Annotated in this window: 16 protein-coding genes and 1 pseudogene; 4 read left to right on the top strand and 13 right to left on the bottom strand. The window is 62.1% G+C overall.

Annotation, left to right across the window (positions count from 1 at the left end):
* Positions 1 to 20: 20 nt before the first annotated feature.
* Positions 21 to 1,199, top strand: coding sequence for an aminotransferase class V-fold PLP-dependent enzyme (locus AB7290_RS20160; RefSeq protein WP_085404664.1), 1,179 nt, complete (start codon positions 21 to 23; stop codon positions 1,197 to 1,199).
* A 13-nt stretch (positions 1,200 to 1,212) separates the two neighbouring features.
* On the opposite strand, the gene AB7290_RS20155 is transcribed toward AB7290_RS20160, so the two are convergent.
* Genes AB7290_RS20155 through yajC form a run of 6 tightly spaced genes read right to left on the bottom strand, consistent with a single transcriptional unit; the run spans position 1,213 to position 6,863 of the window.
* Entirely contained in the window at positions 1,213 to 2,457 is a 1,245-nt protein-coding gene (locus AB7290_RS20155; RefSeq protein WP_085404663.1) for a threonine ammonia-lyase, read from the bottom strand.
* Positions 2,458 to 2,502: 45 nt separating this feature from the next.
* On the bottom strand, positions 2,503 to 3,366 hold the full coding sequence (locus AB7290_RS20150) for a phytoene/squalene synthase family protein (protein ID WP_085404662.1): 864 nt from the start codon (positions 3,364 to 3,366) through the stop codon (positions 2,503 to 2,505).
* Complete coding sequence (locus tag AB7290_RS20145; protein WP_085404661.1) at positions 3,363 to 3,746, bottom strand: Mth938-like domain-containing protein; 384 nt, start codon at positions 3,744 to 3,746, stop codon at positions 3,363 to 3,365. The genes AB7290_RS20150 and AB7290_RS20145 overlap by 4 nt, the downstream gene beginning before the upstream one ends.
* Positions 3,747 to 3,806: 60 nt before the next feature.
* Positions 3,807 to 4,826, bottom strand: coding sequence for a protein translocase subunit SecF (secF, locus tag AB7290_RS20140; RefSeq protein ID WP_085404660.1), 1,020 nt, complete (start codon positions 4,824 to 4,826; stop codon positions 3,807 to 3,809).
* 11 nt (positions 4,827 to 4,837) lie between these two features.
* Positions 4,838 to 6,442 (bottom strand): protein translocase subunit SecD, encoded by a 1,605-nt coding sequence (gene secD / locus AB7290_RS20135; RefSeq protein ID WP_071913639.1) that lies wholly within the window; start codon positions 6,440 to 6,442, stop codon positions 4,838 to 4,840.
* A gap of 46 nt (positions 6,443 to 6,488) precedes the next feature.
* Positions 6,489 to 6,863: a preprotein translocase subunit YajC gene (yajC, locus tag AB7290_RS20130; protein WP_071913636.1), complete on the bottom strand. Its 375-nt coding sequence runs from the start codon at positions 6,861 to 6,863 to the stop codon at positions 6,489 to 6,491.
* A gap of 181 nt (positions 6,864 to 7,044) precedes the next feature.
* On the opposite strand from yajC, the gene AB7290_RS20125 reads away from it, so the two are divergent.
* A complete protein-coding gene (locus AB7290_RS20125) occupies positions 7,045 to 8,049 on the top strand; it encodes an ATP-binding protein (RefSeq protein WP_085404659.1) in 1,005 nt (334 codons plus the stop codon).
* A gap of 283 nt (positions 8,050 to 8,332) precedes the next feature.
* Here AB7290_RS20125 and AB7290_RS20120 read toward each other — a convergent pair whose 3' ends face one another.
* A complete protein-coding gene (locus AB7290_RS20120) occupies positions 8,333 to 9,454 on the bottom strand; it encodes a SphA family protein (RefSeq protein ID WP_245344252.1) in 1,122 nt (373 codons plus the stop codon).
* A gap of 736 nt (positions 9,455 to 10,190) precedes the next feature.
* Here AB7290_RS20120 and AB7290_RS20115 point away from each other — a divergent pair.
* Complete coding sequence (locus AB7290_RS20115) at positions 10,191 to 11,714, top strand: outer membrane protein (protein ID WP_245344251.1); 1,524 nt, start codon at positions 10,191 to 10,193, stop codon at positions 11,712 to 11,714.
* A gap of 206 nt (positions 11,715 to 11,920) precedes the next feature.
* On the opposite strand, the gene AB7290_RS20110 is transcribed toward AB7290_RS20115, so the two are convergent.
* From AB7290_RS20110 to AB7290_RS20100, 3 genes are all read right to left on the bottom strand, one after another.
* Complete coding sequence (locus AB7290_RS20110; RefSeq protein ID WP_063983123.1) at positions 11,921 to 12,574, bottom strand: MarC family protein; 654 nt, start codon at positions 12,572 to 12,574, stop codon at positions 11,921 to 11,923.
* Positions 12,575 to 12,586: 12 nt separating this feature from the next.
* The gene (locus AB7290_RS20105; RefSeq protein ID WP_085404656.1) at positions 12,587 to 13,396 is read right to left on the bottom strand and encodes an MIP/aquaporin family protein; all 810 of its coding nucleotides are present in this window, start codon (positions 13,394 to 13,396) and stop codon (positions 12,587 to 12,589) included.
* 115 nt (positions 13,397 to 13,511) lie between these two features.
* A complete protein-coding gene (locus AB7290_RS20100) occupies positions 13,512 to 14,132 on the bottom strand; it encodes a ParB-like protein (RefSeq protein WP_085404655.1) in 621 nt (206 codons plus the stop codon).
* A gap of 376 nt (positions 14,133 to 14,508) precedes the next feature.
* On the opposite strand from AB7290_RS20100, the pseudogene AB7290_RS20095 reads away from it, so the two are divergent.
* Positions 14,509 to 14,747 (top strand): annotated as a pseudogene (locus tag AB7290_RS20095) (hypothetical protein); the annotation flags it as partial.
* 161 nt (positions 14,748 to 14,908) lie between these two features.
* Here AB7290_RS20095 and AB7290_RS20090 read toward each other — a convergent pair.
* The 3 genes from AB7290_RS20090 to AB7290_RS20080 form a co-directional block, all read right to left on the bottom strand.
* The gene (locus AB7290_RS20090) at positions 14,909 to 15,889 is read right to left on the bottom strand and encodes an HAD family hydrolase (RefSeq protein WP_434057412.1); all 981 of its coding nucleotides are present in this window, start codon (positions 15,887 to 15,889) and stop codon (positions 14,909 to 14,911) included.
* 130 nt (positions 15,890 to 16,019) lie between these two features.
* On the bottom strand, positions 16,020 to 17,669 hold the full coding sequence (locus AB7290_RS20085) for an arylsulfatase (RefSeq protein ID WP_201266261.1): 1,650 nt from the start codon (positions 17,667 to 17,669) through the stop codon (positions 16,020 to 16,022).
* Positions 17,670 to 17,893: 224 nt separating this feature from the next.
* Positions 17,894 to 19,540, bottom strand: a complete 1,647-nt coding sequence (locus tag AB7290_RS20080) for an arylsulfatase (RefSeq protein WP_085404750.1) — start codon at positions 19,538 to 19,540, stop codon at positions 17,894 to 17,896.
* Positions 19,541 to 19,630: the final 90 nt, after the last annotated feature.

Genomic DNA, 19,630 nt, shown 5'->3' with positions numbered 1-19,630 from the left:
AGCAGAGGCGGAGACCAGCATTGATCGACATCGACCGGATACGTTCCGACACCCCGGCCGCCTCCCGCCTCGCTTATCTCCACAATGCCGGCGCGGCCCTCATGCCAACTGCCGTCGTCGCGGCAATGAAGGACCACATCGACCTGGAGGGCGAGATCGGAGGTTATGCCGCTGCCGACCGCGAGTCCGATCGGCTCGATGCGGTCTATGGCTCCGTAGCGCGCCTGCTGAATGCCGCCCCCGACGAGATCGCCCTCATGGAGAACGCGACAATTGCCTGGCAGATGGCGTTCTACGCGCTTCCATTTCGCCAGGGCGATCGGATCCTGACCGCCGAGGCGGAATACGCTGCCAACTACGTCGCGTTTCTTCAGATCGCAAGGCGCACGGGCGCGATCATCGATGTGGTGCCGAGCGATGCCAGCGGCGAGCTCGACGTCCACGCGCTCGAGCGCATGATCGACGAGCGCGTGAAACTGATCGCCATCACCTGGGTTCCGACCAATGGCGGATTGGTCAATCCCGCGGCGGCGATCGGCAAGATCGCGCGGGCGCACGGGATTCCCTATCTGCTCGACGCCTGCCAGGCGGTCGGCCAGATGACGGTCGACGTCGACACCATCGGCTGTGACATGCTGTCGGCGACGGGGCGCAAATTCCTCCGCGGCCCGCGCGGCACGGGCTTTCTCTACGTCCGCCGCGAGACGCTGCAACGGCTCGAGCCGCCGATGATCGATCACTTCGCCGCGCCCTGGGTCTCGCGCGGTGAATATCGGCTCCGTGACGATGCCCGCCGTTTCGAGACATGGGAGAACAATTACGCGGCACGTCTCGGTCTCGGCACTGCCATCGATTATGCCCTCGCGATTGGCCTCGGCCCCATCGAGCAGCGCTGCCGTCTGCTTGCGGACCGTCTTCGCGGCGGCCTCGCCTCCGTTCGCGGCGTGACCATTCGCGACCTCGGACGCGCACCGGGCGCCATCGTCAGCTTCACGATGGATGGGTATGAGGCGGACGCCATCGTCAGCAGCGCCGCTGCAGCGGGCATCACCATCGGCGCTTCAGATCCGGCGAGCACCCGCATCGATGCCGAAATCCGCTCGCTGCCGCCGGTCGTGCGGGCCTCCCCGCATTACTACAATACGGAAGCCGAGATCGACCGGCTGATCGGCCACCTCGCGGGTTTGGCGCCGCGATAGCGGCGCGCGCCACTCAGGTACAGCGCGCGCTCAAGCCGGATGCGCCGAGCTTGGCCATGACCTCGTCGAGATGCGCGCTGTCGCGGGTCTCGATGACAAGCTGAAGCAGCGTCGCCTTGGCCGGCAGATCGGAGAAGGTCCGCTGATGCGAGACCTCGATGATGTTGGCGCCGGCCTCGGCCAGCAGTGAGGCGACGGCAGCCAATTGTCCGGGCCGATCGGGGATATCGAGCGACAACTGCGTCAGCCGACCCTCGCGCGCTAGCTCACGCGTCAGAACGGAGGCGATCAGCCGCGTGTCGATGTTGCCGCCGCTCAGGACGAGGCCGACCTTCCGGCCGGCAAAGCGGGACGTATCGGACATCAACGCGGCAAGCCCGGCGGCGCCGGCGCCCTCGACGACGGTCTTCTCGATCGAGATCAGGGTCGCGACCGCGCGCTCGAGCTCGGCTTCGTTCACCAGCGCGATGTCGTCTACGAGGCGGCGGACGATCTCGGTCGTGATCTTGCCCGGCGATTTCACCGCGATGCCTTCGGCGAGCGTATCGCCGCGCGCAGGCAGATTGCCGTCATGGATGGCGTTGTACATCGAGGGGTAGAGCCAGGCCTCGACGCCAAGAATCCGCACTGTCGGCTTGATCGATTTCGCGGCAATGCCGATGCCGCTGATCAGGCCGCCGCCGCCGATCGGGACCACCAGCGTATCGAGCTCCGGCACCGCCTTCAGCATCTCGAGCCCGACAGTGCCCTGCCCCGCGATGACGAGCGGGTCGTCATAGGGGTGGACGAAGATCATGCCGCGGGCCTCGCCATGGCTTCGCGCATAGGCGGCCGCCTCCTCCAGCGTCGCGCCCGTCACCACCACCTCGGCGCCGTGGTGCTTGGTGTTCTCGACCTTCACCATGGGCGTGCCGACCGGCATGACGATGGTGGCGGGAATGCCGAGCCGTTTGGCGTGATAGGCGACGCCCTGCGCGTGGTTGCCCGCCGACATCGCGATGACGCCGCGCGCACGCTCCTCCGGCGTCAGCGCGGTGAGCCGGTTGAGCGCACCCCGCTCCTTGAACGAGGAGGTGAACTGGAGGTTTTCGAATTTCAGCCAGATGTCGCAGCCGCAGATGTTGCTCAGCGTGCGGCTGTAGCTGCAGGGCGTCTCGACGACGGCGCCGCGGATGGTGTCGGCGGCGGCATGAATGTCGCCCAGAGCGACCGGCAAGCCACTGAGATCGGGGGATGTATTTTGGGACAACTCAGCCATAGGACAGCATAGAGCATTTGGCCGTTTGAGGCGATAAGCCGGCCGCTATTTGGTAAATTCCCGGGAACGTGAAGCCCGCCACAGCGTCCATAGCGTGCGCAGCCGCGACGGGGGCTGCGACGCAAACGGATTGCGCCCGGGTTGCGACAGGCGCTTGAGGTCACCCCGCACCTGGCTCAGCAGCAGAAACGCCGGCCGTGCCGGTGCCGGCACCTCCGGCAACAGCGACAAGGCCGTCGTCAAATGCTGCTCGGCTTCGCCCACGAGCTGGCCGAGCACCGCATGCAGATTCGGCGTCTCCTTGCCGGCGAACACGTCCTCCATCTCGCAGCCATGGGCCGCCAGCAGCTGCTGCGGCAGGAACAGTTGCCGATGCGCCGAGTCGCGCGGCAGATTCGCAATCACCTGCGCGATGCCCTGGGCGAGCCCGGCATGCCTTGCGACATGCTCGGCCGCCTCCGAAGGTGGCGCCATGACCCGGGCCGCGAGGCCAAACAATGCCGAACAGGTCGCGTCCAGATAGCCCTCCAGAGCCGCCATGGTCGGCATTGGATCGTTGTAGAGATCGAACTGATGCTCGTCGGCGAGCAGCGATAACGGCTCGACCGGCAGGTCGAAATCGCTGATCGCACGCAAGAGCTCCGCCGCCACCGGGTTGCCCTCGGCGCTGCCGTGGACGTGGCCCGACAGCATGTCGGTCCACCATTGCAGGCGGATTTCGCCGGGCAAGGGCTGGCTCACCTGGTCGCGGACGCGGACGATCTCGACATTGAAGGCATAGAGCGCCAGCAGCGCCTGGCGCTCGGCGGCCGGCGCAAACAGCGTTGCGGCATAGCGCGGAAAGTCATGGCTGCGCACGAGGCCGGCGCAGAAGGCGACGGAATCGGGCGGAGGCGCAGCGCTGCTCATGGCACGGCGATCAGCGCGGCCGCGACGCGGCGCCGCTCGCCGATCATGATGTTGTAGGTGCGCACGGCAGGGCCGGTCTGCATCGTATCCAGCACGACCCTCACCGCCTTCAGCGCCTGCCGCAGGTCAGGCGGCGGCAGCCAGACGCCGGTTCCGGTGCCGATCAGAAGCGTGTCGATGCTGTTGGCTGCCGTGAAGACGCGATCCAGCGAATAGCGGTCGATCTTCGTCGGGTCCGTCACGTCCCAGGCCCAGATCGCGTCGGGCAGGCAGAGCAGCGATCCCCGATGCGACATGCCGGCAAAGGCGAAGCCGCACTTGCCATAGGCTTCGATCGGCGCCGAGCGGGGAAAATGCGGTGCGTTGGGATCGCCGGCCATGTGCTTCGTCCGAATGAGCTTACTGCCCTCGCAAACGCCTGCGAGGGCATGCGGTTCGGATCATGCCTTGTTTTTCTTCGCCGGCGTAGCCGTATCGGGCGCATCTTCGCGATGCTCGCCGACGCCGAGATAGATCAGGATCGGGGCCGCGATGAAGATCGAGGTATAGGTGCCGACCAGCACCACGCCGAACATCATCACCGCGGTGAAGCTGTGGATGGCATGGCCGCCGAACAGCAGCAAAGCCAACAGCGCCAGCGTCACGGTGAAGTGGGTGATGATCGAACGCGACAGGGTCGAATTGATCGACTCGTTGAGCAGCTGCGGCATCGGCATCTTCTTGTAGCGGCGCAGCATTTCGCGGATACGGTCGTAGATGACGACGGTGTCGTTGAGCGAATAGCCCAGGATGGTCAGAAGGGCCGCGATGCTGGTCAGGTCGAAATCGACTTGGCTGATCGACATGAATCCGATCGTCAGCACGATGTCGTGCACGTTGGCGATCATGGCGCCGAGCGCGAACTGCCATTCGAAGCGGAACCAGAGGTAGATCAGGATCGAGACGATCGCGAGCATCAGGCCGAGCATGCCATAGGCCAGCAGTTCGCCGGACACGCGCGGTCCCACCACCTCGACGCGGCGATATTCGACGGAATCGCCGAGCGCGCCGCGCACCTTCTGCACGGCTTCCTGCTGGGCAGCGTCGCCGCCCGGCTGCTCCGCGACGCGGATCAGGACGTTCTCGGGGCCGCCGAACTGCTGCAGCTGGACCTCGCCGAGATGCAAGCCATCGAGCGTCGACCGCATCGCGGCGATGTCGGCGGCGCCGGACTTGGCCTGCACTTCCAGCAGCGTGCCGCCGCGGAAGTCGATGCCGAAATTCAGGCCATGGGTGAAGAACAGCGTGATCGCGACGATCGACAGCGCCGCCGAGATCGGGAAGCTGATCCGGCGGAAGCGCGTGAAGTCGAAATGCGTATCGTCCGGGACGATGCGCAGCGACGGCAGCAGCCCGAGCGCTGCGACCACGGTGAGAACGGCAATGAGAATGCCAAGCCCGATGAGAACGTAGTGAGTCACGGTCTTAGCTCCTAGATCGGCACGCTCTGCGGCCGCTTCCACCGCACCCACCAGGCTACGATCAGCCGGGTCAGCGTGAAGGCGGTGAACACCGTGGTGATGATGCCGATGCCGAGCGTCACGGCAAAGCCGCGCACCGGGCCGGTGCCGATGTAGAACAACACGGCGGCGGCAATGAAGGTGGTGATGTTGGAATCGAGGATGGTCGCAAGCGCCCGCTTGAATCCGGCGTCGATCGCCGAAATCGCATTGCGGCCGCCCCGCAGCTCCTCACGGATGCGCTCGTAGATGAGCACGTTGGAGTCGACCGCGATGCCGACGGTGAGCACGATGCCGGCGATACCGGGCAGCGTCAGCGTGGCGTTGAGCAGCGACAACAGGCCGAAGATCATGGCGACGTTGATCGCCACCGCGATGTTGGCGAACACCCCGAACAGCCGGTAGGTCAGCAGCATGAAGATGATGACCAGGATCGAGCCGACATAGGCCGCAAGCTCGCCCTTCTCGATCGAATCCTGGCCGAGGCCCGGACCGACGGTGCGTTCCTCGACCACCGTGAGCGGCGCCGGCAGTGCGCCGGCGCGCAACAGGATCGCGAGATCGTTGGCCGATTGCACCGTGAAATTGCCGGAGATCTGGCCCTGGCCGCCGGTGATGGGCTCGCGGATGACGGGCGCCGAGATCACCTTGTTGTCGAGCACGATCGCGAAGGGCAGCCCGACGTTTTCCTGCGTGGCCTGCGCGAACTTGCGCGCGCCCGAGGTGTTGAACTTGAAGCTGACGACCGGCTCACCCGTGCGCTGGTCGAAGCTCGCCTGGGCGTCGGTCAGGTCGCCACCGGCGACCAGCACCTGCTTCTTGACCACATAGGGTGTAGGCGGCGGCGAGGCGCTCATCAGCAGCTCGGATTCCGGCGGCAACCGTCCCTGCTGCGCCTGATCCGGCGGCACGGACGCATCGACCATGCGGAATTCCATCTTCGCGGTCTTGCCCAGCAATTCCTTCAGGCGAGTCGGATCCTGAAGACCTGGGACCTGCACCAGGATGCGGTCGTTGCCCTGGCGCTGGATGACAGGCTCGACGGTGCCGAGCTCGTTGACGCGGCGCTCGACGATCTGGATCGACTGCTCGATGGTCTTGCGCATGCGGTCGAGCATTGCAGCCTGCGGAATCGCCAGGCGGATCACGCCGCCGCCGGCATCGGTCACCTCAAGGTCGCGCTGACCGCTGGATCCCATCAGTCCGCCCAGTGGCTGGGACAGCTCGCGCAGCTTGGCGAGCGCCGGCTGCACGTCGGATTCCTTGGTGATGCGAACCTCGGCCGCGTCGTTGCGCACGGTCACGCCGCCGGTGAATCCGATCTTGGCATCGCGCAGCGTCCGGCGGACGTCGTCGCGGACCTGGTCCAGCCTCTCCTTCTTCACATAGCTCGAATCGACCTCGAGCAGCAGATAGGAGCCGCCCTGGAGATCGAGGCCGAGCACGAGCCGGCGCTGCGCCCAGGCGGGCCAGGTCTTGACCTGCGCTTCGGGGAAGAAGTTCGGCACCGCGCAGAGGCACACGATCAGCGCCGTCAGGATAATCCCGAGCGCCTTCCACCGCGTGAAATACAACATCGACTGGACCTGTCAGATCAGGAGATTGGGATGCTCGCGGAAGCGCTCACTTCGACGCGGCGTCGTCCTTGGCGGCTTCCTTGCTATCCTTGGATTCCTTGGCCGGCTCGCCCTTCGCGCGCACGCCCGAGATCATCTGGCGCATCTGCCGCACGCGCACGCCGTCGGAAATCTCGAACTCGATCTGGTCGTCGTCGACGACCTTGGTGACCTTGCCGACGAGGCCGCCCGAGGTCACGACGGTGTCGCCGCGGCGGATGTTCTTCACGAGGTCGGCATGGTCGCGCACCTTCTTCTGCTGCGGGCGCAGAATCAGGAAGTACATGATCACGAAGATCAGGGCGAACGGCAGCAGCGACATCAACATGCTGTTGGTGTCGCCGGCGCCCGCGGCCTGGGCATACGCAGGGGTAATGAACATTCGGACGATCCTCGTGGAAACGGGGGAAAACCGGTCAGGCCCTCAAAGGCGACCGGTTCGGTCAAATTCGCGCGGACTATAGCGGCCATTGCCCCAATTGCAACGCTGCCAGACCGTCGATTTGGCCATCTTGCGGCGCGCCCTCAGGCCCGATAAGGCTGCATTCTCAGGAACTTCGGACATGCCCAAAAAACCAAGCAAAAGCCCGGCCGGCAAAGGCCCCCGTACCCCTGCCAGGATGCCAGCCCGCGTCGCGGCAAAACGTCCCAAGGCAACCCCCAAGGCAGTTGACAAGGCAGTCGCCAAGGCAGCCCCGGACCTCTCCCAGGACCGCATCGTCCGCGCGCTGGAGACGATCGCGGCGCACCTCGCCGCCCAGGGCAAGCCGGCCGTCGAACGCGAGTCGTTCGAGCGGGCGGACGCCTATGTCTGGCACCCGGACGGCCGCCTCGCTGCGGTGCCGCGGGTCAGCCGCGTCGAGCTGTTCCTGCTGAAGGGCGTCGACCGGATGCGCGACATCCTGATGGAGAACACTGAGCGTTTCGCCAACGGCCTGCCGGCCAACAATGCCCTGCTCTGGGGCGCGCGCGGCATGGGCAAGTCGTCGCTGGTGAAGGCGGCGCATGCCAGCATCAACGCGGAGCGCAAACCGGCCGACAAGCTGAAGCTGATCGAGATCCACCGCGAGGACATCGAGAGCCTGCCCGCGCTGATGGAACAGCTGCGCGCCTCGTCCTTCTACTTCATCGTGTTCTGCGACGACCTCTCCTTCGACGGCAATGATGCGTCCTACAAGTCGCTCAAGGCGGTGCTCGAAGGCGGCATCGAGGGCCGCCCCGAGAACGTCATCCTCTACGCCACCTCCAACCGCCGTCATCTGCTAGCGCGCGAGATGATCGAGAACGAGCGTTCGACCGCGATCAATCCCGGCGAAGCGGTCGAGGAGAAGGTCTCGTTGTCGGATCGCTTCGGCCTGTGGCTCGGCTTCCACCGCTGCAGCCAGGACGAATATCTCGCCATGGTGCGGGGCTATTGCAGCCATTTCGGCATTGAGGTCGATGACGAGGCGCTGGAGCGCGAGGCGCTGGAATGGTCGACCACGCGCGGCTCCCGCTCGGGCCGCGTCGCCTGGCAGTTCGTGCAGGAGCTTGCGGGGCGGCTCGGCGTGAAACTGACGGTGAATTAGCGGTCGGATCGCAACCCGGCTACGTGCCGCCCTTCCCCGAAGGCGGAGGGTCAAGGGCGCGTGCCTCGCTTCGTCACCATGTGCCGGGTCGGCGTGACGGTACTTTCAGGCGCGGCGGGCGAGATCGCAAAGGAATCGCGCGCGAAGGCGACGCTTGCTACGCGCCGGCACTACGGCCTCGGTGGTGGTCACCGGAACGAGCTTCGACGGGGACCAGGTGCCACCGGTTGCCCGCGTGTTGCAAAGAATGATCAGCAAACTGACAGCCGCAGCTTGATTGCTGCTAGTATTTTCTGACGATGGGCTTTGTCGTCGGAGGTGCTCCGGGCGCGGGCGGCGAGATAGAGAAGGTGACCCAGGTATTCCAGCCTGATGGCCGGTTTTCCGCAGCGAACTCGCCGTAAGCTTTCAAATTGAGATAGCCCTGCATGTCGCCGACCGGAAACAGGAATCCAATCTGGGGGCCGATGCCGACCACTTGGGACTGGAAGCAGCCGACACGGTCACCTGAACCGCTGTCGCAGCCGAGTTCCTTGTAGACATAGCCCACGAGGCCAACCATGACCTGCTTCGACAGGAATTGCGATGCACCCCAGTCGAAGTGCATGTCGACGCCATTCTGATACTGCGTTGCAGTGTTCTTGAAATTGTAGGTGAAGCCGAGCACGCCGGAGAATTCGTGGCCGGTCTGCGGATTGAAATAGGTGTAGCCGCCGCCGACGTCGATCGCGCTGTGTCCGATGCCTATATTCGACAGGCGATCGGATTGGTAAGCGCCAACCGGGATGTCGCCCATGATATAGGTCATGTAGTTGTGGACCCCGGCGTTCCAGCGCAATTGGAATACCGGCGCGACATCCCCAAAGCCCCATGTGGTGTCGCTGATGGTGTCGGACCGCGCGAAGGGGACGTTGTTGCCGAGAGGGCCCGTGAGCACGCCTGACAAGGTGCCTGCCAGGCTGGTGCCGACGACGCCGTAGGCTGCTAACAGGGACACCGACGCCTGGCCGCCGAGAACCGGCGTCGCGAATACATAGGTTGGGATCACAAAGCCAAGATCGCCCGTGGCGTTGACGTTCAAATTCAGTTTTGCGTCGAGGGTAACATTGGCCGGAACCCTGTTGAGCGTGAACTCGCGCGCACGCGCGACGTCGGCGCCGGCGGAGACAGAGGTGTGATAGTAGATGTTTGCCAGCGACCAACCCGGCTGCTGCGGCGCGGCCGCCAGACTTCCAAAGAAACCGGGGACCCAGAAGCTGACGCCGCCTTCATCGGCCAACGCACAATGGGAAAAACCAATGATCGCGGACGTCAAGACGAATGCAGCAACGCCAAGTCTGCGTCGACGTGCTGATTTCGATCGCTCACTCTGCTCCGCCGCCGCCAGTGCAATGCTCACTGTCATGTCGTGCCTCGTAAGATGTGTTACCTCCGAATACAATCCGGCGACAGCGTACCCCCGAGGCGATCGGGGCTCATCATGTAAAATTCAACGGGGATAGATCTATCGCAAGAAAGATCAATGCTGCGACCAAAGAGCCACATTCGGTAACCCAAGTCCGATCGGGCGCCACGGCAGATCTACTGCAACCCTCTCATAGCTGGAAATGTTGGGTATGCAGTTTGTGCCACCGATTCTGTTTTCGGACCCCCACCAACGAGTGAGAAAAAAAGCTCGCATCGCCGTTCGCCGGCGTCTCTTGCTGCAACGCGATGCCAGCCGTTGTTAGGTCGCATATTGAGCCTCGCGACTGCTTATTGGTAATCGAGTGTGACCAAGAGCAAAGTTGCCAGACGATGAACCTCAAGCTCACGCTCGTCGGCGTCGTTCTAGCGTCAGTCTTCGAGGATGCCGTCGATGCTCACGCCAGAAGCGATTACGCCAAGGCCCTGTACGGCCAAAGCGTGGGGAAGCCGGCTACGCAGCAACCTCCTCGCTAGCCGAAACTTCTATTGCGGTGCTGATGACCGCCATGGGCACAAATTCCAATGCATCACTGCCAGATCGCCCAGCGCGTTCTCAAACAGGAGACGATCGCAAAGTCAGACAACAATGTTCACTTAAAGAACACGAAGCGGCACGAAGATCCTCAATTTCGTTGTGACCGAAATGTCACCTGCATCGACATAGCAAGCTAGGCTTGATCCAGATCAAACAAGTTGATTGGTCAGAGACCTTCTTGGTCATATGTTTGCGAGTTGTGGCCGACCTTGAGGAGGCGACGGTGCAGAAAGTTTTCCTCATTTGCATCGCGGCAGGATTGTTGAGCGGACCCGCTCTTGCGTCCGACCTGCCCGTCAAAGCTCCGATATACAAAGCACCAATCGTAGCACCATTGTATAATTGGGGAGGGTTTTATGTTGGTGCCAACTTCGGTGGAGGATGGTCCAACGGCAGCCTGAACATTCCCGGCAACAATCTGTATGGCGGCCTGACCGAATTCGTTGGAGGCGTGCAGGCGGGCTATAACTTCCAGGCCGGCCACTTTCTGTTTGGTGTCGAAGGTGAGTTCGATGGAGCCGGCTTCGGTCATCCGGTCTTTCCTGCTCCGACATTAGCCTTTGTAGATCAGCACTGGATCGGCACCGTAGCGGGCCGTGTCGGCCTCGTGGATGATCGATGGCTCGTATTCGCCAAGCTTGGCGGCGGCTGGGTCAACAGCAGCGCTACTTTGAACCTCCCCGGCGCCGCTTGGAACGGGACCAGCACGAACACCGGCTGGTTGGCGGGCGCTGGCATCGAATACGGCTTCAAGTCGCATTGGACCGTCAAACTCGAATACGATTATCTTGGGCTATCGAACTGGCGTTCTCCCACCGTCCCCTCGGTCGCTTTGAACCGCGACCTTCAAATGGTCAAAGCTGGCATCAATTATAAATTCGAAAGCGGCCTTCCCGCGGAGGCCGAGGCGCCGAAGCATTCCCACGAGCCTTCAGACGACGAAGATCTACAGAAGAAATCACAAAACCCGATCGCGGATTTGGTCAGCGTGCCGTTTCAGAGCAACACCAATTTCAATACCGGACCCTTCAATCGCACCCAGGAAGTACTCAACATTCAACCCGTCGTGCCCATGCATTTAAACGATGACTGGAACGTGATCTCACGTACCATCATTCCGTTGGTGAGCCAGCCAAGTCCGTTCTTCGACAGTAGCACCAACGGGATTGGCGACATTACTCAATCGTTGTTTGTGTCCCCCGTGCATCCCGGGCCGCTGATCTGGGGCGTGGGACCAGTCTTCACCGTTCCGTCCGCAAACGATCCCATCCTCGGGACCGGTAAATTCTTGTTCGGCCCAACGGCCGTGTTAGTGGTCACGCCGCCACATTGGGTGATCGGTGTATTGCTCAATAACCAGTGGTCGGTCGGCGGCAATCCACTGCGACCGCCCGTCAACGCCTTCCTCGCCCAGCCCTTCGCCAACTACAACATGGCGCACGGCTGGTACCTGAACACGTCACCCATCATCACCGCGGATTGGCTCGCGGCGTCGGGGGAGCGGTGGACAGTGCCGGTCGGCGGCGGCATCGGTCGGGTTTTCAGAGTGGGTGATCAACCGATCAACGCATCGATTCAAGCCTATTACAACGTGATACGTCCGACTGGCGCTCCGGCCTGGTCCCTGCGAACTACTGTCGCGTTGCTGTTCCCGGTTAATTGACACGGCAACCTGGCGCGCAACGAGACTTGTGTCTCGGTGTCCGAAGTGGATGATCGCGTCCTTTGTACTGTGGGCGGACAACTTCCCGACGCCGCGTAATACGGTCCACCTCGGACTCGGTTCGGTTCAGAACAAATCTCCGATTGGCAGAATACATCCGAGGTCAAGATCGCCCCGGAATTACGGTGGCGCCACCAACAGCTAGTTCAACGCAGAATCGTCACACCATGCGTCTGCAATGCCTCGATGATACCGTCGAAGATCAGCGCAACGCCCATCGCAGAGACGAAGAAGCCAACTATTCGGGTGATAGCATCGATCCCCATTGCGCCGAGCTTGTCGAAAAGTTTCCCGGCATATGCCAGACACAGGTAGGTGACGACCATCGTCGCGAAAATAGCCGCGACGATCGCTACGAAGGAGGCCAGTTCCGCTGATGATCGCTTAATCGTGGCAGTCATGCCGAGGATGGTGGCGATAGCGCCTGGTCCGCACATGAGCGGCATCGCAAGCGGCACGAAAGCTATGTTACCGCTCTGATCCGCGCCGCTGGCCGGAATCACGCCACCGGAAGCGGATGGTGAAAATAGTTCAAAGCCGATCTTCATCAGGATGATCCCGCCGACGATGCGGACCATGCTCAGCGGCACGCCGAACAAGCGTAGGATCAGCGTTCCGAAGATCAAGAAAAAGAGAGATAGAAGCAGCGCATAGAGGCAAGCTTTCCATGCCACCTTGCGATGTGTGGCGGCGTCCTTGCCTTCCAGCATCTTCAGATAGACCGGCAGGACCTCGAACGGATTTATTATCGCGAGCAAAGTCGCGAACGTACCCACGAACAGCGAGAGTTCATGACCCATTATGCCTGCGCCTCACCCCTTCTCCGGGTGCTCGACTTCGGTGAAAAGGCTCCCCTGTGCCGCACCTGAGCCTGCGCGGCCGCCGCCGGCACCGCGGAGCACCCATGCTGCACCCACTGCGAGAACTGCACCCACGAGTGGACCTGCGACATACACCCAGTAGCTCGTGAAGTCGGTCGCGATCAAGTTCGGGCCGAACGTGCGCGCTGGGTTCATCGACGCTCCCGAGATAGGGCTCCCCCACAGCCCGGCGAGTGCGATGTACGCGCCGACGCCGATCGCGCCGATGATCCCGATGTTCTGAGCGCCTGACGCCGTGCCGAGAATGACACTGACGAGACCGAGGGTCAGCACGGCCTCCATCAGGAACGCATCGGACGCGGAGTATCCCGACGCGGGATAGTTCGACCCGTAGCTGGCCGACACGTTGATCACGGCGTGCAGGAACAGTGCCGCGAGCGTCGCCCCGATCAACTGCACGACGATATATCCCGGTACGCGACGCCATGGGAAGTCGCCACGCACCGAGAACGCGATACTGACCGCGGGATTGAGATGAGCGCCGGACACCCTGCCCATGAAGAGGATGATCGCCATCACCATCAGACCGGGTGCGACGACCGCAGCGGCACGGCTGATCGTGCCGGGAAAGGCCTGCCCCATCATGCCGCCACCGGCGGCCACGAGGACGAGGAAGAACGTTCCGAGCAGCTCCGAGAAGAGGCGGCGCCACTCTTGGTTCGGATCGTGGAAGTCGTTTAGCGACGCGACAAGCTCGTGATCCAGATGGCTCAGTGTTCTGTCGGCCTCTGTTTGCGCCATGAGCTACTCTTTCCTCTGGTCGATGCCGCTGTCCGTTAGCCTCTCGCACCAAGCCTGCACGGCTCGTCGGGTCATCGGCGCGCTTGCGGATTTCGCGCGCTGGATAAGCATGCCTTCAATCCTCCAAGACGGGACCACACCAGCCGGGCAGGTAGCTCGCCTCCTCTTTTTGGGCCAATTGCAGGGCTTGCTCGAGGGCTTCCTCGAAGCGGGTCTCAACGGTTTTGCGCTTGACCTGTCGACGCAAAAAATCCGCCCACAAGAACTCGCTGAACGGCGTCGTGTCCTTGGCGTACCCGCCGGCGCGCCGCAGTTCGCCCGCCAACGAGCGGAACGGATCGTCAATAAGCCCGGCCACGGTCTTCGGCAAATCCTTGTAAGGGCGCAGACGGCCCTCGTCGTCGTACGAATGCATCCAGCTTTGATTGTCCAGGACGAACCAGAACGAATCGGGCTCCAGCGTCCTGAGGTTTTTCACCACGGTAACCAATACCTCTTCGACCCCTTCTTCATGGAGCGCACGCGCCAGGTGGTGATGATCGATGACGTAGTGGCGGTCCTTCGGGCCAAGCACGACCGGGATCATGTGCTTGCCCAAGAACTCGGCTCCTTTCTCTTTGCTCTCGTCGCGCCAGCGCTTGCGCTTCTCCTTGACCTCCCGAATGCCGACCGTCATCTGGGTCGGGCGCAGGTCTGCGATCGCAACTGGCTTGAGAATGGGTTCACGGTCCGACATCGTGCAGACTTCTTTGATCACTAGTCCGAAAATGTTCGCTTTTAGAAGACGTCGTCGCCTCGTCAGCAACCGACCGCGAGGCCAGCCGCGTCCGGTCCGTCCCGATCACCGGACATTCTCAGCGCCCGTCGGCAAAGCCCGCCTTTATAACAACGACCCTTCGTTGTGCTCACGGTGGACTATTCCATTGATCTGGATCAACGGTCGGCCAAGACTCTTGGCGCACGCCCGTACCGGGGCTACACGGACATGATGGCGCTTCGTGATTGTGGTCGATGACGATGCGGCCATCCTGAAGCGTATGGCGCATGCTGTTCGCAGGTTTAGCTTCGAATAGTCAATTCGAGGGAGTCTGACCATGAACATCACTCCCACCATGCGCGCATTGGTATGGTCGACCTCCGTTCTGGCTCTCTCACAATTGGTCCGACCTTCGCCCAGCAGATCTCGGGAACGCCGGGCTCATCCAGCGCCACGACGACGATAGACGGCAAATATCTCCCAAACCCGCCCGCGCCGTTCGGCGGAACGATCAATATGGATGCCAAGGATTCCAAACCCTATTGGCCACCGACCGTGGTGCCGCCCAAGGGGGCGCCCAACGTCCTGCTGATGTCCTCCTTGCGTTAACAGCGGACGTCCGCGCCTCGAACGCGGTGCCGCAGGCGACAAAGATGGTCGGTGTGGAAGTCCGGAATGCGTTGGGTGCCTCCTGCCGGTAACCATGTCCACTGGCTATAGCCGTCCAGATGGCACTTATGGGTCCTTAGAGGATATCAGTCGAAGGCAAAGACGCGCTTCCAGTCCTTCTTCATGTCGACGACCGCCCACTTGTTGACGGCCGCGGCATCGAGAGCGACATCGAGCTTCCCGAAATGCGACTGGCGGTCGTAGGCATATTCACGTTCCGCATCGGTATGGTGGACGATCAGGCCGAACCGCGCGCCACTGGCGCCGAGCGTCGTCCATTGCAGCATTTCGAGATCGCCGTCGGAGTTGCCGAAGGCGGCGATCGGACGCCGGCCAATGTGCTCGTTGATGCCGATCGGCTTGCCCGCCTTGTCGTCGATGAAATTGATGTCGGGCAGCCGGAAGAGCGTTGGCGCACCGTCCTTGATCTCAAATCGGGTTTTGATCGACGATCCGACCACCTGCTCCGGAGGTATTCCGTAGATCCGCTCGGTCCAGGGCCGCATGAATTCGATGCCGCCGCCCGACGCGATGAAGGTCTTGAAGCCGCTGGCTCGGAGATAAGCGAGCAGTTCGAGCATCGGCTGGTAGACCAGTTCAGTATGCGGCCGCTTGAAGCGGGGATCGCGCGCGGTCGCCAACCAATCCGTGACAATCTTCTCGAACTCTGCCGTGGTCATGCCGGCATGTGTCACGGCGATGATTTCGACCAATCCTTTTTCGCCTGAAGCCGCAAGCGCCTTCAGGTCGCCGTCCAGCACTGCTGCGAACGGCTGCGTGGTCTTCCATTCCGGATGCATTGGCGCCATGGCCTTCACGCGGTCGAGGGCGAAGGCCAGTTGCACATACATCGGCTGCTCGACCCATAGTGTGCCGTCATTGTCGAAGGTCGCGATGCGCTGCTCGACCGGCACGAAGAAAGGCCCGCCTTGCGTCGTGACCCGCGCGACGAAATCGAGGATCGAAGCCTTGGTCGCCCCCTCGTTCCAGGACGGGAGTGGATCGCGGGCCTGTGCCAGCGCGGAGGTGGAGCGGAGTGAGGCGGAGAGCAAGGGAAGGACGGCCAGTGACGAGAGCAGGATGCGGCGATCGATAGCAGGAAAACGGATGATCGGTTTCAAGGTCGACTCCTTTCCGTTGCCAAGCGGGCGCACAGGAGTTCGGTGCGCCCGCCATGAAACCAGTCGATGCCAGGCGCTACTTGCCCACCGCCGCCCGGGCCGCCTCGATTTTCGCCTTCACGGCATCGAGGTTGAAACTCGCGCCCTTTTGCATCGGCGGAAACTCGATCGCCGTCATCGCCAGCTTTTCCACCTGCTGCTGAACAAATACAAAGCGCCAGAATTCGTATTTGAACCAGTCGAAGTATTGCTGCGCGCCTTCTTTACTCCCGTTATCGGGCCAGCCCGTGCGCTCGAATGGATCGAGGCGAAGATTGGTCAAATAGGGCACGTCAACCTTGGTTTTTTCGCCGAGCCAGCCTTTTGGCTGGTCGATGAAGCGATACTTGAAGTCGTCGATGCGCACGGCACCGAGTTCGCTCTCTCCGAAGTAAAAGATTTCGTGCCGGTTCGACGGCCCCTTGCCGGTAATCATGTCCATCTGGTTATAGCCGTCCAGATAGCACTTATAGGTCGTGTCACCGATCTGTTTGCCCTTCTGCAGCTCCTCTGCAATGTTCGGGTTGCCGGCGGCCGCCAGCAAGGTCGGAAACCAGTCCAGACCGGAAATGATGCCGTTCTCGACCTTGCCGGCCGGCACCTTGCCCGGCCAACGGATCATGCAGGGCACGCGGAAGCCACCTTCCATGACGGTGCCTTTGCTCTGCGCGAAAGGCGTCTGCCCGCCATCAGGCCAGGTGAAGACCTCGGTGCCGTTGTCGGTGGTGAAGACCACGATGGTGTTGTCGTCCACGCCCATATCCTTGAGCTTCTGCATCACCATGCCGACGTCGTCATCGAGCTGCGCCATGCCGGCTTCATGTATCGACCAGCCGTTCTTGGAGTTGCGCGTTCCCTCGTACTTTGGTGAAAGATGCGTGACGATGTGCATCCGGGTCGGGTTGAGCCATAGAAAGAACGGCTTGTTGTCGGCCTTGGCCTTCTCGATGAACTTCAGCGCAAGATCGCGAATTTCGTCATCTACGGTTTCCATTCTCTTTGGATAAAGCGTTCCGGCATCCTCGATCCGCTGTTTGCCGACCTTGCCCCAGCGTGGATCCACGGTGGGGTCGTCCACGGCGGTCGCGTATGTATGGAGCATATTGCGCGGACCGACGACGTTCAGCAGGTCCTGCGGGTAATTCGGGTGCGCGGGGTCTTCCATGGCGTCGAGGTGATAGAGGTAACCGAAGAACTCGTCGAAGCCATGCACCGTCGGCAAGAATTCATTCTTGTCGCCAAGGTGGTTCTTGCCAAACTGGCCGGTGGCGTAGCCCATTCCTTTCAACGCGGTGGCAATCGTCACCGCCTGCGCGGGTATGCCGATGGCAGCGCCGGCCTGGCCGACCGTGGTCATGCCGGTGCGGATTGGCAATTCACCTGTGATGAAGTTGGCGCGACCTGCCGTGCAGCTCGCCTCGGCATAGTAATCGGTGAACAGCATGCCTTCGGCGGCGAGCTTGTCGAGATTGGGCGTCCGGCCGGCCATCAGGCCGCGGTGATAAGCGCCGATATTCCACATGCCGATGTCGTCACCCATGATGAAGACGATGTTCGGCCGCTGCCCGGCTGGCGCGGGTGACGGTGTTGGTTGCTGCGCATGCGCAGAACTTGTTAGCCCGACCGCGGTGAGTGCCGAAGCGGCGACAAGAGAACTCCCGCTCAGCAAAAGATCGCGGCGTTTCATTCCGTTGCCCGATTGCGGAGTAGCGTCGTGGGAATCTCCAGGCGGAAGCTTATTGCTCATGACGTACTCCTCCCGTTGTTACGCAATTGGCTCTGTTCGCTTGACGCATCGGAAGCCGGCGTGGCTTGTGGAGGTGGCGACCGGCCCGACGCGGCCTCTTTGATCACTTGCTCGCTATTCCGTGGGCGGGCGCCCCAACGCGGAGCGCCCGCCCACCGCACATTCTACTTGCCAGCGTGCGACTGCATGGCCTTCTCGATCTGTTCCTTGACGGCTTCGAGGTTGAAGCTCGCGCCCTTCTGCATCGGCGGAAACTCGATCGCCGTCTGGGCGAGCTTGCCGACCTCCTGCTGCACGAACTGGAACCGCCAGAACTCGAAAACAAACCAGTTATAGAATGCCAACGACCCCTGCGCGCCGTTGGGCAAGTTCGTGCGTTCGAACGGATCAAGCCGAATGTTGGTGAGGATCGGCCAATCAACCTTGACCGTGCCGCCTAACCAGCCGCTCGGCTGATCGGTGAAGCGATATTTGAAGTCGTCGATGCGCACCGCGCTCAGTGTGCCCTCAGTGAAATAGAAGACCGAGTGGCGGGCAGACGGGCCCTTTCCGGTAATCAGGTCCATCTGGTTGAACCCGTCGAGGTAGACCTTGTAGGTCTTGCCGGCGAGTTGCTTTCCTTTCCTCAACTCGTCGGCAATATTCGGATTGCCGGCGGCGGCGACGAAGGTCGGGAACCAGTCGAGTCCGGAGATAATGCCGTTCTCGACCTTTCCCGCCGGCACCTTGCCCGGCCAGCGGATCATGCAGGGCACGCGGAAGCCACCTTCCAGGGCCGTTCCCTTGCCGCCCGCAAATGGCGTCTGTCCGCCATCAGGCCAGGTAAAGTTCTCCGCGCCGTTGTCGGTCGTGAACGCGACGATCGTGTTGTCGTCGAAGCCCTCGTCCTTGAGCTTCTTCATGACGGCGCCGACGATATCGTCCAGTTGGGCGAATCCGCCCTCCGAAACCGACCAGCCGTTGTCGGAGTTGCGCATGTTCTCGTACTTCTCGGAGAGGTGCGTGACGACGTGCATACGCGTCGGGTTGAGCCAGACGAAGAACGGCTTGTTGTCCCGCTTGGCCTTGTCGATGAAGTCGAACGTAATCTTCAGGATTTCGTCATCCACCGTCTCCATCCGCTTTGGATAAAGCGGTCCGGAGTCCTCGATCTTTTGCTTGCCGATCTTGCCCCAGCGCGTCTGCACCGTCGGATCGTCGACGTCGGTCGCCCAGGAATGAACCATATTGCGCGGACCGACGGTGGCCAAGAGCGCTTGCGGGTAGTTGCGGTGGGCCGGGTCTTCCATCGCGTCGAGGTGGTACAGATAGCCGAAGAACTCGTCGAAGCCGTGCATGGTCGGCAGGAATTCGTTGAGGTCGCCGAGGTGGTTCTTGCCGAACTGCCCCGTGGTGTACCCCATGGATTTCAATGCGGTCGCGATCGTCGGCGCCTGCGCCGGCATTCCGATCGGGGAGCCGGCCTGGCCGACCGTGGTTAGCCCGGTGCGGATTGGCAGTTCGCCTGTGATGAAATTGGCGCGGCCCGCCGTGCAACTCGCCTCGGCGTAATAGTCGGTGAAGCGCATGCCTTCTGCGGCGAGCTTGTCGAGGTTTGGTGTCCGGCTCGCCATGATACCCTGGTGATAGGCACCTATATTGAACCAGCCGATGTCGTCACCCATGATGAAGACGATATTCGGCCGCTGGCCGGCCGCTGCGGGGGCTGGAGCCGGCTGCTGCGCGTGTGCCGGCGTTGTCAGCCCGACGGCCGAGAGCGCCGAAGCGGCCACAAGCGAACTGCCGCTCAGCAGCAGATCGCGGCGTTTCATTCCGCCGCCCGATTGCGGCGCAACGTCGTGCGATTCTTCTGGCGGAAGCTTGCTACTCATGACGTGCTCCTCCTGTTGTTATGCAATTGG

The organism is Bradyrhizobium sp. 613_E4_N2_2, assembly GCF_052075995.1.
In the GTDB taxonomy this organism is placed as follows: domain Bacteria; phylum Pseudomonadota; class Alphaproteobacteria; order Rhizobiales; family Xanthobacteraceae; genus Bradyrhizobium; species Bradyrhizobium barranii.
The sequence above is the reverse complement of the archived record's forward strand: the minus strand, read 5'-3'. Positions and strand labels throughout refer to the sequence as shown.

Excerpts from the sequence above, each read along its gene's own strand:
- AB7290_RS20125 (WP_085404659.1), top strand. The coding sequence starts at position 7,045 with ATGCCCAAAAAACCAAGCAAAAGCCCGGCCGGCAAAGGCCCCCGTACC.
- AB7290_RS20150 (WP_085404662.1), bottom strand. The coding sequence starts at position 3,366 with ATGAGCAGCGCTGCGCCTCCGCCCGATTCCGTCGCCTTCTGCGCCGGC.
- AB7290_RS20100 (WP_085404655.1), bottom strand. The coding sequence starts at position 14,132 with ATGTCGGACCGTGAACCCATTCTCAAGCCAGTTGCGATCGCAGACCTG.
- AB7290_RS20120 (WP_245344252.1), bottom strand. The coding sequence starts at position 9,454 with ATGACAGTGAGCATTGCACTGGCGGCGGCGGAGCAGAGTGAGCGATCG.
- AB7290_RS20080 (WP_085404750.1), bottom strand. The coding sequence starts at position 19,540 with ATGAAACGCCGCGATCTGCTGCTGAGCGGCAGTTCGCTTGTGGCCGCT.
- yajC (WP_071913636.1), bottom strand. The coding sequence starts at position 6,863 with ATGTTCATTACCCCTGCGTATGCCCAGGCCGCGGGCGCCGGCGACACC.
- secD (WP_071913639.1), bottom strand. The coding sequence starts at position 6,442 with ATGTTGTATTTCACGCGGTGGAAGGCGCTCGGGATTATCCTGACGGCG.
- AB7290_RS20085 (WP_201266261.1), bottom strand. The coding sequence starts at position 17,669 with ATGAAACGCCGCGATCTTTTGCTGAGCGGGAGTTCTCTTGTCGCCGCT.
- AB7290_RS20155 (WP_085404663.1), bottom strand. The coding sequence starts at position 2,457 with ATGGCTGAGTTGTCCCAAAATACATCCCCCGATCTCAGTGGCTTGCCG.
- AB7290_RS20110 (WP_063983123.1), bottom strand. The coding sequence starts at position 12,574 with ATGGGTCATGAACTCTCGCTGTTCGTGGGTACGTTCGCGACTTTGCTC.
- AB7290_RS20145 (WP_085404661.1), bottom strand. The coding sequence starts at position 3,746 with ATGGCCGGCGATCCCAACGCACCGCATTTTCCCCGCTCGGCGCCGATC.
- AB7290_RS20105 (WP_085404656.1), bottom strand. The coding sequence starts at position 13,396 with ATGGCGCAAACAGAGGCCGACAGAACACTGAGCCATCTGGATCACGAG.